This window comes from Filimonas zeae (assembly GCF_014641615.1).
In the GTDB taxonomy this organism is placed as follows: domain Bacteria; phylum Bacteroidota; class Bacteroidia; order Chitinophagales; family Chitinophagaceae; genus Filimonas; species Filimonas zeae.
Genome location: NZ_BMIB01000002.1, coordinates 672,755 through 686,856 on the forward strand (window position 1 = coordinate 672,755; position 14,102 = coordinate 686,856).

Consider the following 14,102-nt stretch of genomic DNA (forward strand, 5'->3'; position numbering starts at 1 on the left):
ACAAAAATATGTTACTCTTTTGTAAAAGAGCTATTCTTTTACCAGCCTCACGCTCTTACTCAAATATAATTGAACAGAATCTTTTGCTCTTGTAGAATCGGCTATCGCTATTTTCTGGCGCAGAAATAAACGGTAACTAAAAGTGCCATCTTCCTGTTTACTGCTATCAAAACCCGCAGGGTCGCCAAAAGATTTCAGTTGTGCCGTACGCGCATGTGCCCTTTCACTACTGGCAGTGGTTTCAAACACAAAGCGATAATGGGCGCTGTCTCCGGATACGGCAGTGGTAACTGCTGGTGCTGCAGTTGTGGTTGTTATTGCTGCTGTAGTATCGGGGTTCACGGCAGTTCCATCCCCGGAGGCAGTTGCTGAAGTGGCGGCAGCAGGGGTATCTGTGGCAGGCTGTTCTGTAGTTTCCGTATCAGTTGTGGCTGTGTTGCTTTTACCATTGCGCGCCATATTATATATACCATATCCTACACCTGCCAGTACCAGCAATATAATAACAGCCGCCAGCCCCATTATACCATTACGTTTACCGGTGCGTGCAGTGCCTCCGGTACTTTCCGGCAAAAAATGTTGTTCTGCCGCCTGCCCTACAGGCGATGTAAGTGAAAGAGTGGCTGCGTTACGGGAAAATTCATAATTACCGCTTTTATTCAGCGATACCACACCAACATCTTCAATAACATAAGGCTTGCCTATATTAATAAATTGCCGCATCTGCTCCAGATACGATTCCAGATCCGCTGCTACCAATCCCCGGCCTTTACCAGACTTTTCCGCTATCTGATCCAGCAGCGCGCTGCTGGTTTCCGCTTTTTTATCAGCCACAAAAACTACATTTCCGGCATCAACACCGGCAGCAGGCTCGTTTACAATCGTAAAACTGCCTATTTTACCCAGTGTCAACTGCTTGTGTTGCAGTAAAAAATCGCGGATGATATTGTTGTATTTATTCAAGGTACCAGGTTTAAGACTGCCAAAATAGTTAATATTCAACACTTAGCAAATAGCCCCCCTGAATCAGTTATCTTTGCACCATGCTTACGCAACGGGAAGAAAAGTTCATTATCTGGTGGCAGGAAAACCGGGAAAAAGAGAAAAAAACCATGCGCCAGCTCTTTGTAGGGCTGCCTGTGGGGCTGCTGTTTGGCGGTGGAATTCTGCTATCACTGGGTTCCGGCTGGTACCAAAGGGCCAACATGGTGGCCAACAGCCAGTTTAATCCAAACGTACTTACCATTGCTGTGGCAGCCATTGCCGTGTTTATTGCCATTTTTTACAAAAAATACAAATGGGATATGTACGAACAGCAGTACCGCGAGCTGATGGCCAAAAAACATAAACAAGAAAAAGCTGCACAAGCAGCACACGGACACCCGGAACAGTCTGAAAACTAGTTTCCGTTTAAAACGAGCGAATGAAGAACCTCCCCCATACCATTCTAACTGTTGCAATTTGCCTGCTGGGCTATTCCTGCCTTAAAAACAGCGATCAGGGCTGCCAGGCTATGGCGCCGGAAACGGAAGAGCCCCGCATGAAGGCCTTTTGCGAAAGCCGGCAAATCAGTTATACACGCCTCCCTACAAGCCTGTATTATCAGATAACGGATAGTGGTTACGGTAAAATACCCGATGCACAATCTACTGTATCCGTGCAGTTTACCGGCACCTTGCTGGATGGTTCTGTTTTTGATCAGTCTACCACACCGGTTACTATAAAAATGACCAATCTTATTGATGGATGGCAACAGGGGCTCTCCCTGTTAAAAAAAGGTGGAAGTATCAGATTAATTGTTCCCTCTTACCTCGGTTACGGATGTACCGCGCAGAAAGGAATTCCCGCAAACTCTGTCCTGTATTTTGATATAAAGTTGGCAGATGTGCAATAATCCCGAATTCCCCTATCTTTGCCGCCATTAAAATTTAGAAAACCCTTATAAGTATGCAACTGAAAGGTTTGGTGCGTTTCTTTACGATTGCGCTGATTTTGATTTGTCTCTACCAACTGTCGTTTACATGGATTGTAAAAAGCCATGAAGGCACAATGGAAGCAAAGGCTGGAAAGTGGTTAAACGCCAATTATCCAAAACCGGAAGTAAAGTATCCGGCGGATAAGGCTTTACAGTCAGCTTATTCCGACACATTAAAGGAGATAGAGAAAGAACATTTACAGCACCTGCTCGACAGCTCTAAAGATGCCAAAGTTGGTCCCCTCGGCCTTACTACTTACCGTAGTGCCAAAGAGAAAGAACTGATGCTGGGTCTGGATCTGCAGGGCGGTATGAGTGTAACAATGGAAGTAGGTCTGGATGGTCTTATCCGTTCTCTGGCTAACAACAGTAAAGACCCTGCTTTTAACAAAGCGCTGGATTCTGCTGTTGCACGCAAGGCCAATAGTGGTAAAGATCTGATCTCTCTGTTTAGTGAAGAGTTTCAGAAAAACGCTTCCGGCGCAAAACTGGCGCCTTTCTTTGCATCAAAAAGTAACAGCAAAATTAAGTTTGACGCGTCTGATGCTACTGTACTCAACTACCTGCGTGCAGAAGCTACTACCGCCTTCAATAATACCTACCGTATTTTACGTACCAGGATCGACCGTTTTGGTGTGGCCTCTCCCACCATTAACCCCGATCCGGCTAAAGGCATCATCACCATTGAACTGGCAGGCATTAATGATCCGGAAAGGGTACGTCACTACCTGCAGTCTACAGCCAACCTGCAGTTCTTTGAACTGTATAATATAGCTGAGGTATACGAGCCTTACGCCGCTGCTGAAAAAGCACTGTCAGAGTACCTGAAAGGCACTAAAGCCACTACTGCTGATACTACCGCAACTGCTACAGCCTATGCTGCTGCAGACACTACCGCTGTAGCTAAAGCAGATACTGCTTCTACCGGTACTTTATCTGATATTGACAGCAAAGCCGGTGCAGCTACTGCTAAAACCGATACTTCTAAAGTTAAGCCTGAAGATGCTCCGCTGAGCACAAGCATTGCGCTGGCACAACCACAGCGTGCACAGAACGGCAGCGTTCAGTATCCTGCCAATATTGGTTATGTTATGCTGAAAGATTCCGGTGTGGTAGGTAAATACCTGCGCATGGATATCGTTAAAAACAAATTCCCTTCTAACCTGCAGTTTATGTACGGCAAAATAGACAGCGACGATCCTAAAATGAGGAACGTAGTGCTGCTGTATGCTGTTAAAACCCTGGATAACGGTAACGCCCGTCTGGAAGGTGAGAATGTAAGCGATGCACGTCAGGATTACGACGATAAAGGCCGTATTGCTATTAAAATGGCAATGGACCCTATCGGTACCAAAATCTGGGCTGATATGACTTCCAAAAACATTGGAAAGCCTATCGCTATTGTACTGGACAACACAGTTTACAGCGCTCCTTTTGTAAATACAGCCATCCCTAACGGTCAGTCTGAAATATCCGGCAGCTACTCTTTAACAGAAGCACAGGATATGGCCGACATTCTGCAATCAGGTAAACTGCCTGCTCCTGCTAAAATTGTACAGGAACAAATTATCGGGCCAACCCTGGGTAATGCAGCTGTAAAAGGTGGTGCATTGTCTTTCGGTATCTCCTTCCTGGTAATCTTCGCCCTTATGCTGCTGTACTACAACACAGCTGGCTGGGTAGCTAATATTGCGCTTATCCTTAACCTGTTATTTACCATCGGTATCTTAAGTGCACTGGGCTTTACGCTTACAGCGCCTGGTATTGCCGGTCTGGTATTAACCATTGGTCTGGCGGTAGATACCAACGTAATCATCTTTGAAAGAATCAAGGAAGAATTAACCAGAGGTAAAGGGTATCAGAATGCAGTAACCGATGGTTACAAACGTTCTTACGCTCCTGTACTGGATGCGCACGTAACTACCCTGTTAACCGCTATTATTCTGGCTTACTTTGGTTTAGGTCCGGTATTAGGTTTCGCAACCACGCAAATCATCGGTATCCTGTTATCCCTGTTCTGTGGTATCATGGTATCCCGTTTAATTTCAGATATCTACACCAACAAAAACCGTCACTTTAAATACTTTACCGGTGTTTCACAAAAAGTGTTCAAGCATGCTGCTTACAAATTTGTTGAATACCGCAAAGTAGCCTACGGTATCTCTATTGTAGTGGCACTACTGGGTATCGGCTCTTTCTTCTACGGTTTCGATTACGGTGTTGAATTTGAAGGTGGCCGTAGCTATACCGTTATGTTCGACAAAGTACCTAACCAACAGGTAGTAAGCGATGATCTGAAAGAAGTATTTGGCGAATACCCTGTTATTAAAACAGTAGACAAAGCCAATCAGCTGAACATTACCACCGCGTATAAAATTCACGAAACCGGTAATAACGTAGACTCTTCTGTTGAACAAACCCTGTTCCGCGGTTTGAGCAAACACTTACCGGCAGGTATTACCTACAGCGAGTTTGCTTCTAAATACAAGCAAAGCTCACAAACCGTATTACCTACCATTTCAGACGATCTGAAACAGGGCGCTACCAAAGCCACCGTGCTGGCTATCATCGCCATCTGTTTATACATCTTTATCCGTTTCCGCGACTGGCGCTTCTCTGTGGGTACCGTTGTAGCACTGCTGCACGACGTATTCGTTACGCTGGCTGTATTCAGCTTCCTGCGTAAAGTAGTACCATTCCCGCTGGAAATAGATCAGCACTTTATCGCGGCTATCTTAACCGTTATCGGTTTCTCTATGAACGATACCGTGATTGTGTACGACCGTATCAGGGAAGATGTGAAACTGATGAAAGGTGAAGCGAAAGATGTAGTTATTAACCGCGCCATCAACCAAACACTGAGCCGTACGTTAATGACTTCCTTAACCGTATTCCTCACCATCCTTATCCTGTTTATCTTTGGTGGCGAAGTTACCCGCGGTTTCTCTTTCGCTATGTTAATCGGTGTTATCACCGGTACTTACTCTTCTATCTTTGTGGCTGCGCCAATTCTGTTAGATCTGGCAAAAAACAAACCACTGGGTAAATCTGAAGAAGTGAAAGTGCAGACTGAAAAAGCTTCTTAATCAGCATTTAGATTACTGAAATAAAAAAGCCGGCGTTTCAAATTGAAACGCCGGCTTTTTTTTAGCTCCGCCTATACCTTGAAAAACAAACATAGAGCCATTACTTTTGCCTCTAAAAAACGCTATGACTGTAGAAGCGTTCAACGCCTTATGGCAGGCCACATGGCCTGAAACAATTCCATTATATTATACATTCAGAGATGCCTTGCCAGACAAATGGTTTAGAATTCACAGCCTCCCCAACTCTCAGCGTTATGCCGCCGACCAGGAAGATTGGGAAATATTGTTACATAGACAGAATACACTTATTACAGATGTTGTGGGTTGTGATGCCCCCTTGTTAATGGTAACGTATACCCACTCCCAGGAAAATGATACAACATCTGCAGCAGAAGAACCGGTAACGTCCATCACTCACTTCACATTCAGCCAAATGGCTCCTATTAACCTGTACGAGTTCAACCCGGAGCATTATTGTAAAGGTCAGTTTGCACTCCCCATGTTTACAGAACTAAACTGGCAACCGCATCAGCACAACGCTATTCTCAGAGATGTTGCTAATTGGGAACTGCTTGCATTCTTTGTCTCCTTTCAGCACAAGTGCCTGCTGGCACCCTACGATGGCGGCATGGATATTATACTGGCAGATACCGCCACCCGGGATCATTACAAAGCAAAGTATGCCGCATGGCTTTCCACACACGAAAGTGGTTTATAAAAAAGGGCAGCATCTTATTACAGATACTGCCCGTACATCAAAAGGGGTATTTATTACTACTGTCTCTTAATTATTAAAAGTAACGGTAAGCGTAGCGGTAACTCCGCTGGCCGAAGGTACATAACGGCAAACACCTCCTACACAAAACAGGCCCGCACGCTGGCGGCCGTATGCCAGGCTAAAACGTGTTCCGTTTTTCATTACGCTGCCGCCTGCATTGTAATAATGCGTATCAGTTACGCCGTAGTTAAATAAATCACTTACATACACACTCCACATAGGTGCAAACGTCCATTCGGTAACCGCAGCAGCCCAGTTGCCTCTGTCTTCTTTGGTATATAAATGCTGCAGCTCCAGCCGGGCCGACTTTTTAGGCGAGTACTTATATAAAATGTTGGCAAGGCCAATATGGCTTTGTACCATTTCATGCGCCCCTCCTTCAATGATATACTTGTTATAATTTACATAGTGGTAAGCCAGTATGCTCTGCCATTTGGCGTTCCAGCGCTTTTTCCATTCCAGGCTCCCATCGCGGAAATACAACTCTTTACCCGGGCTTAAAATAGCACCGGGTTTGTTTAAGGCGCTGTATTGCGAGTAGTTGAGTGACAGTTTAGAAGAGCCCAGGTTTACAAACACATCTGCCTGCCCTCCGGCCTCACCTGCCACCTGTGCGTTATACACATAAATATTGGTGGTAAGGTAGTCGTTCTGGCGCGTTAAAGCAGGTATATAGTTTACCGGCAGCACAGTACCAGTGGCCTCCCGCTCACTACGGTAGTCCATATTGCTCATGCCCCGGTAGGTAAGGTTAGCACCAAACTTACCGGCAGTATAGGCCGCGTTAATCAGAATAGCCTTTCCCGCTTCATCACTATATACGTTAGCTGTATGCGGGTCAGAAGCCTTATGTACATACTCCACTCCCAGCGAGGCATTGCCTTTATCAATATTCATGCGTCCACTCCAGGCATCTACCGTAGCCGGAAATTTATCAGCCGTACCTGTATATTCCTGATAACGGCTTACATAACTAAAACCACCGGTTACATTCACATTACCCGAAGGTTTTTTAGTAAACAACTCATTCATGTTTATTTCCGCATCCGCCCCTCTTACCAGCGCATTTGCGTAATCAAAGTATTTGCGCGGACGCCCGTACACCACTTTCAGTTTCAGAAAGTTAACAGGCTCTGCCTGCACACTTACCCCTTCCAGCGCATTGTTGATACCAATCTGCCGGTTTTCCCACGATCTGAACACCAGGCCGCTACCAAACTGCTCATAAAAATCACCTATCTGAATACTCAAACGTTCGCCCGCATATCTGAAATAGCGGTTTACCAGTTTTCCTTCGCTGCGGTTTTGTTTGGTGCTGTTGAAAGGAAAGCCCTGTATCGCAGGTAAATACGCTTCGTATTGTACCCCTGCGGTAAACTGCCGGTATGTATAGTCCAGTTTAAAAAAGTTGTTAGAACCTATTTTATCAGGCGGTGGAATAGCATCTATTTTTTCATCCTTCCGGTAGTATTGTGTATAGCTTTCAAAGCTGCCGCTTAAATGGCCCTTTGTCAGCTGGTCCAGTTGTGCAACTGCTGCCTTTCCGCAAACGCCCAGGGCCAGCGTAAACAAAACTTTTTTCATCAGATCCATTGTTTTTAAAGGTTCTTAATCTTCTCCAGTAACTCGTCTTCATTACCGGCCACGTAACCGGTGTGTTGATACACTACCTTATTGTTTTTGATAATCATCACATAAGGCACATCAGTAATATTCATAGCACGTTTCAGGTTGTTGTTTTCATCCAGCAACACATCAAAATGCCATCCCTTGCCAGCCACAAAAGGCTTTACCCTGCGGCTGGTACGTGCATCGTCAATACTCACGGCTATCAGTTTCAACGGCTTCGTACGCTGCCAGTCGGCATACACATCATTAATATTATCCAGCTCCGTTACACAGGGTACACACCACGTTGCCCAGAAACTTACAATCACTGCTGTATCACCACTTTGCCCAATCAGTTTAGAAAAATCCACATCCTTTCCCTGCAGGTTTTTAACAGTTACAGAAGGAAAGCTTTCCTGGCCATACGCATGGCCCAGCACCAGCATCAATGCCAGCAGCAGTTGAACACACTTTTTCATATTGCTATCATAAATAAATGAGTCATTAAGAAAGCAGGCTACACTTCAGCCGATGCTTTCTTAATGACATAGGAGCGTTTACTACCCGTAATTCAGAAAATGTTTAATCAAAGTCTTTGGTATCACCCGCGTTGGTGTACTGCACGTTAATAGCGCCTTTTCTGCCTGTGCTGTTCTCTGGTCCGTACTGCACAAAAGCCACCACTTTACAGTTGGCAGGTATGGCGGTATAATCCGTTCCAATACCTGTTCTGCCGGTAGTTGAAAGAGAAAATGTTTTTTCCCACACATTGCCTTTGGTTACAGCGGTTGAAGGTATGGGGTCTCCGCTAAACACATCATCGCTGGCAATTCTGCGCAACGTATTGGTATGCACATAATTTTTTATAGTGGGTACTGTACCATACTCGGCGTAAGCATTTTCCTGGTCTGCCACCAGCTTGTCTTCCACCAGCATAATCACCACGCGCATATCTACATTGGTAGTCAGGTTAAACTTCACCTTTACCTTGCCGGTAATATTGCCACTCTCAATTTTACTTTCAATGGCCAGGCCCAGCGGCGCCCATTTTTTAAGGGCAGCATCCAGCAAAGCGGGGTTCTCATTCCATTTGCTGTCGCGGTTTAACACAGCCCAGGGAAATCCATCTATCGCAAACCGGTCCATAAACGTATTAAGATATTGATAAGTAAAGGGTTCACCCGCTCTTCCCCCATGTACACCTACCGAAATACATGCCGGCTGTTTGCTGGTATATCTGGTAAGTATGTCCGCAGCCCTGGTGCAGTATTTACACCAGGTACCGGTAAAATCTTCTACCAGAATTTTCTGTGTAAAGGGCGATGCTTCGGGGGCGGTTACTACCACCTCTGCAATGTTCGATGGCACGGAGCCCTTCTGGGCACTGATCTTCACGGTTTTAACCTTGTCGGGGTAAAATACCGGTCCGGTAAACTTTACGCCATCTGCGTATAACTGTACGGCACCGGTTACATCTGCACCAGACCGGTCTTTAACCGTTACGGTTACCCCGTCAAAACCGGTTCCGGATAACGTAGTGGCCGACAAAGATACTTTCAGTGAATCGGGAACCGAAGGTCCGCTGTCTCCTTTAGAGCAGGAGCTGGTGGTACCGGCAATAGCTGCTGCCAGCAGTAAGGTTCCGCATACAAATTTTCTCATAAGACTAAAAGGGTTCTATTAACAGATAAATTCCATCTGCTGATAGAGACAAAACCACTACTTCCCCCCTAATGCCCAGGTGGCCTTTTTGCAAAAAATGAGTATTTATAGCTAGAAAATGTGCACATTTTACCTGCCTTTCCCAAAAAACCTGCCGCGCCGGAATGCTCTCAGCACAGGGCAACCAGGGCAGGCAGGTGTATAAAAACATCCCACAGACAAAGGGATGGAAGAAGGCAAATGACAGGGCTGTTTACCCATGACACCGTGAGCCACAGGTATAACAGCACACTGTTTACGCACCCGGAGGCACGCATTTATATAAGGGAGTACAGAGCAGCCATTGCATCAAATTTCCGTTACCGTCAGTTTTAACGGCGGAACATACGGTTACCGCCTGCGGAGCAGCTTTTTAATTACCTGTAGGTAAAATTTCACACTTTCTTCTATATCCTTTAAAGAACATAATATTCACTTAACTATAAGTTTCTGAAAGCATTACATAGTTGTTAAGCAACTGTTACAATAAACCGGTAATAAGTTCCGTTAATTTTAATTTGAATGTTATAAAAAAGTAACTATTTTAAAGGTACAAATCCCCTATGACTACTATCCCTTTACCGTGAAAGGGCAGCTTTAGTTCAGGCTCACAGTTTTCTTTATTCACCGGTCAATCCGGCATCAACTAACCAATGATGCGGCTGACCAAAACATTTTTTGTCAATATCTATGAAAGTAACATTCTACCGGTTTGGTTTGCCGGAGGAAGGAAAAAAGACGGATCCCTCCCGCCATCTTAGCACCAAACACAAATTGCCATGGACTCCGTCTATGGAAAGCCAGCGTTTTAACAGCGGCACCATTTTATCACAAACTTTTGAGTCCAGAAAGTTCACGGTGTATCATTTCGTATTTATTGTTCAACAGCCTGTATCTATGCGTATCAGTACAGACCAGCCTGTTGCACAACTACACTGCACACTCGAGGGGCATTCAGAAGTACAACTGCACAACACCCGGCATCCGTTAAAGGAAAGAACTTATCAGCAATTCTTCTTTCCCAAAGGCGATACGGAGTTTCATCTCCCTGCCGGTACCCATCAATGGCTGGTGGTGGTAACACAACCTGCTTTTCTGGAAGAGTTTGCAGAACACAACACACATGCGAAAGAGTTAATGGATCGCGTGCAGAACAACGGCACGGTTATTCACCCGCTGTCTGCTGCTACCATGGGGTACGAAGCCCAGCATGTGCTGGAGCAGCTTACAGATCTTACGCCGCATCCGTTCTATGCCACACTCGACATCAGAACCCTGCTGGAAAAGCTGTACCGCCAATACCTGTCAGACGCAAAGTTGCACCCCGTGCAGCCGCCTGATGAGTACACCAAGCTTCAGGAGCTGAGGTGGCAGCTGCGCACACAGCCCAATGCACACATACACACCATTAAGTATATTGCCAGTAAGTATGCCATACCCGGCAAAAACCTTACGCGCCTGTACTACACCCTGTATGGTGTTTCGCTGGAAAAAGAAATAAGAGATCAGTTGATGAAGTATGCCGTGTTTCTGATTAAAACCAGCGAAAAAACCTTTGAAGACATCAGTGACGAATTAGGATATGCAGACAGGCATTGTTTTACCCGCGCGGTTACCCGCAAAACCGGTAAAACGCCCAGCAGCATCAGAAAGGAATACAGAGATGAGCGCAATTATCTGAGTTAATACACCAACCATACAACGGGGGGCGGAATTAAAACCACCTTAAACAGGATAATTCTCTCCCCGTTAACATTGTCTTATCAAATTTCCGATGTAAACTTGTGCCGTGTTTTGAACATGACAGGTATCAAGTTTCATATAGCAAGATTGCTGCTGTTTACAGTAGCACTGCAAATACTCAACCTGAGTATTTACATGCAGGACTTTGAGCCCCTCAAAACCCACAAACACAGCATTGGCGAGGTAAACGAAATCAACTCCATTGTTGAATACGTAGCTGAAATAGTGCTGGAACACAAAGGCGCCCTGCCCGAGTACAAACAGCAGAACAGCGATCATACTGCCTTACAACTACACAAACACGCCCCGGTTAAAATGATCACGTTTGATGATCTGCAGCCGCAACGCGTTTTCAACGTTCCCAAACAAACCTATCTGCATCCGCTCAGCGAAGTGTATAATTTCCTTTTCTTCCGCGAAATCAATCCCCCGCCTCCTAAAGCTTAAATCAGGCGGAGGTAATACATCATCCATCCCAACAGTCATGGTCTGCACAGTAAGCCTATGTGGTAACCACACAGGTATATAACTTACAGGCTTTTGTACGTAGTTTGTTACAGGTGTTACGCATCCTCCTTCTATCACTGGTGCCCGCATGCACGCTATGCAGCGCCGGTAACAGGTAACGCAGCGCTATGGCAAGCCCTTATAACCGGCTTTCCCGCCCTGCTCATTTCATAAACCCAACATTAACAATAATGAACAAAAAGTTCACCCCGCTATTTGCAGGGCTGGCGCTACTGTTCTGTGGCCTGCTGCACAGCCCCCATGCAGCAGCACAGCAGGGCGTTGCCCCCGATACCCTGCGGTACACCCTGGCAGAGGCTGAAAAAAGATTTATAGACAGCAATCTGCAGCTACTCGCCGCCCATTACAATATGGATGCCCAAAAGGCATTGATACAGCAGGCTAAATTGTGGAATAACCCCGTATTAACCACCGACCAGGTAATAGCTGCCAACGGCCTGTGGCTGCCCTATAACAAAAGGCTGGACGATGGTACTTCTATGGGCCAGTATGCCGTACAGCTGGAGCAGCTTATTTATACCGCACGTAAACGCGGCAAACAGATAGATATGGCGGTAACCAACAGTAAAGTAAGCGAATGGCAGCTGCAGAATCTGTTGCGCAACCTGCGTTACCAGCTGCATGCCAGCTATTATACCGTTGCCAGGCTTCTTGCCGGCAAAGCCATTTACCAGAATCAGCTTGCACAACTCAGCAAACTGGCAGATGGAATGAAAGCCCAGTTGCAACTGGGCAACATCGCCCAGAAAGATTATCTGCGTATTCAGGCGCTGGTAATTACCCTGCAGCAGGATATGACCGATCTGGAAAAAGATATGGCTGATGCACAGGCCGATATGCGCACGTTGCTACAGGTAAAAGACGGCAGCTTTGTAAAACCGGCAGAAAGCAACCAGCTGTTTTCCGGCGTCACTCCTTCCCTGCCCGATAACGTAGAGGCGCTTATCAATACCGCACAGCAGCATAACCCCTATTATCAGTTACAGCAAACACAAACCCTGCTTCAGCAGCAGAACCTGGCCTACCAGAAAGCATTGCGCGTGCCCGATGTTACGGTGCAAACCAATTTCGATAAAAACAGTAATGTGGCTTATAACTACTGGGGCGTTGGCATTTCCGTGCCGCTTCCGCTGTTTAACCGCAACCAGGGTAATATTAAAAACGCAGAATACAGTATTAAACAGCAGCAGGCTATTACGCAGGATGCTGCCATGGAACTGCAGAACAATATTCGCAATGCCTGGCATAAGTTAAACCTGGCCATTCAGCAAAACAGCGGTACACAGCAGCAGTTTTATAGCAGCTATATGCAAATGCAGCAGAACATGCTCAACAGCTATGCGCAAAAACAGGTAAGCCTGCCGGAGTTTATCGATTTCTTTACCGATTTCACTGCTGTACAACAACGCCTTATACAGCAGCAGATTAACCTGGCCATGGCCCGCGAAGACCTGAATTATGCCGTAGGCACCGATGTGGTACAATAACAACCAGCAGCACCTTAATACTCATTCTAACTCAAGCAATATGCGTTACATAAATCAACAGGTAAAAGGCAACAGTCAAAAAAAGCCTTTTTCTATATATACTATTTTTATACCCGCCATCATCATTACCGCGGCAGCATTTACAGGTTGTAAGGAAAAACAGGAACCTCAGCAAAAAAACACCGGTTTTGAACTCAGCGATACTATGGCCGGCATGATACAGCTGGATACCGTACGCAGCGCCCGTATAGATGATGCATTAACCCTCAGCGGCGAGGTAAGCTTTAATGAAAACAGTGTGGTTAAAATTTTCCCGCACAGCAGCGGTCAGGTAATGGAAACCAAAGTTAGCCTGGGCGATAAAGTGCAGAAAGGACAGGTGATAGCCGTTATTAAAAGCGCAGATGTGGCCGGTAACTATGCCGATTTATCGGGCGCCGATGCAGATGTGGCTATTGCCAAACGGCAGCTGGACAATGCAGAATCCCTGTACAAAAGTGGCATCTCCAGCGAAAGGGAGTATACCGAAGCCCGGCAAACCTACCTTAAAGCAGAAGCCGCCAAACAAAAAATACAATCCATCCTCAGCATCAACGGCGGCAACAGCCAGCCAGGCGGCGTGTATAGCATTACCGCTCCTATCAATGGCTATATCGTAGAAAAGAAAGTTACTTCAGGTGCTTATATCCGTCCTGATATGGGCGATAATCTGTTTACTATTTCCGACATGAAAGAAGTATGGGTTTGGGCCAATGTGTTTGAAGCCGATATACCCAAAGTGCAGCAGGGTGCCCCCGTGCAGGTAAGCACACTGGCATATCCGGGCAAAACCTTTGCCGGTAAAATAGATCAGGTAAGCGAGGTGCTCGATCCTACCAATAAAGCTATGCGTGTACGCATTAACCTGCCTAATGAGGGGTTGTTGCTGAAGCCGGAAATGTTTGCCAAAGTACAGGTAACCAATGCCGGTACCGATAGCGCCATCAGCATTCCCACTGCTGCGCTGGTACAGCAGAACGGAAAAGACTTTGTAGTAGTATTCAACAGCAAAAAAGACATGCAGGTGGCGCCGGTAGAAGTACTGCGTACCCTGGGCGACATTACTTACCTGCGCAGTGGCGTTACGCCCGGTCAGCTGGTAGTTACCAAAAACCAGTTGCTGTTGTTTGAACAATTGCAGAACAATTAAACCCTGC

The 14,102-nt window shown here is 46.0% G+C and carries 12 protein-coding genes; 8 read left to right on the forward strand and 4 right to left on the reverse strand.

Annotated features, from left to right (window positions below; all coding sequences use genetic code 11):
- Positions 1–30: 30 nt before the first annotated feature.
- Entirely contained in the window at positions 31–963 is a 933-nt protein-coding gene (locus tag IEY13_RS09565; RefSeq protein ID WP_188951751.1) for a hypothetical protein, read from the reverse strand.
- 80 nt (positions 964–1,043) lie between these two features.
- On the opposite strand from IEY13_RS09565, the gene IEY13_RS09570 reads away from it, so the two are divergent.
- From IEY13_RS09570 to IEY13_RS09585, 4 genes are all read left to right on the forward strand, one after another.
- Entirely contained in the window at positions 1,044–1,403 is a 360-nt protein-coding gene (locus tag IEY13_RS09570) for a hypothetical protein (RefSeq protein ID WP_188951752.1), read from the forward strand.
- Positions 1,404–1,423: 20 nt separating this feature from the next.
- Complete coding sequence (locus IEY13_RS09575; protein WP_188951753.1) at positions 1,424–1,894, forward strand: FKBP-type peptidyl-prolyl cis-trans isomerase; 471 nt, start codon at positions 1,424–1,426, stop codon at positions 1,892–1,894.
- A gap of 53 nt (positions 1,895–1,947) precedes the next feature.
- Positions 1,948–5,061, forward strand: coding sequence for a protein translocase subunit SecDF (gene secDF / locus IEY13_RS09580; protein WP_188951754.1), 3,114 nt, complete (start codon positions 1,948–1,950; stop codon positions 5,059–5,061).
- Between the two features lie 124 nt (positions 5,062–5,185).
- A complete protein-coding gene (locus IEY13_RS09585) occupies positions 5,186–5,779 on the forward strand; it encodes a DUF3885 domain-containing protein (protein WP_188951755.1) in 594 nt (197 codons plus the stop codon).
- Between the two features lie 66 nt (positions 5,780–5,845).
- On the opposite strand, the gene IEY13_RS09590 is transcribed toward IEY13_RS09585, so the two are convergent.
- The 3 genes from IEY13_RS09590 to IEY13_RS09600 form a co-directional block, all read right to left on the reverse strand.
- The gene (locus IEY13_RS09590; RefSeq protein WP_188951756.1) at positions 5,846–7,423 is read right to left on the reverse strand and encodes a DUF6029 family protein; all 1,578 of its coding nucleotides are present in this window, start codon (positions 7,421–7,423) and stop codon (positions 5,846–5,848) included.
- Between the two features lie 14 nt (positions 7,424–7,437).
- On the reverse strand, positions 7,438–7,926 hold the full coding sequence (locus IEY13_RS09595) for a TlpA family protein disulfide reductase (protein ID WP_188951757.1): 489 nt from the start codon (positions 7,924–7,926) through the stop codon (positions 7,438–7,440).
- 103 nt (positions 7,927–8,029) lie between these two features.
- The gene (locus tag IEY13_RS09600; RefSeq protein ID WP_188951758.1) at positions 8,030–9,109 is read right to left on the reverse strand and encodes an Omp28-related outer membrane protein; all 1,080 of its coding nucleotides are present in this window, start codon (positions 9,107–9,109) and stop codon (positions 8,030–8,032) included.
- A 729-nt stretch (positions 9,110–9,838) separates the two neighbouring features.
- Here IEY13_RS09600 and IEY13_RS09605 point away from each other — a divergent pair.
- From IEY13_RS09605 to IEY13_RS09620, 4 genes are all read left to right on the forward strand, one after another.
- The gene (locus IEY13_RS09605; RefSeq protein WP_188951759.1) at positions 9,839–10,834 is read left to right on the forward strand and encodes a helix-turn-helix domain-containing protein; all 996 of its coding nucleotides are present in this window, start codon (positions 9,839–9,841) and stop codon (positions 10,832–10,834) included.
- A 108-nt stretch (positions 10,835–10,942) separates the two neighbouring features.
- Positions 10,943–11,338 (forward strand): hypothetical protein, encoded by a 396-nt coding sequence (locus IEY13_RS09610; protein ID WP_188951760.1) that lies wholly within the window; start codon positions 10,943–10,945, stop codon positions 11,336–11,338.
- Between the two features lie 251 nt (positions 11,339–11,589).
- Positions 11,590–12,906, forward strand: coding sequence for a TolC family protein (locus IEY13_RS09615; RefSeq protein ID WP_188951761.1), 1,317 nt, complete (start codon positions 11,590–11,592; stop codon positions 12,904–12,906).
- A gap of 40 nt (positions 12,907–12,946) precedes the next feature.
- Positions 12,947–14,095: an efflux RND transporter periplasmic adaptor subunit gene (locus IEY13_RS09620; RefSeq protein WP_188951762.1), complete on the forward strand. Its 1,149-nt coding sequence runs from the start codon at positions 12,947–12,949 to the stop codon at positions 14,093–14,095.
- Positions 14,096–14,102: the final 7 nt, after the last annotated feature.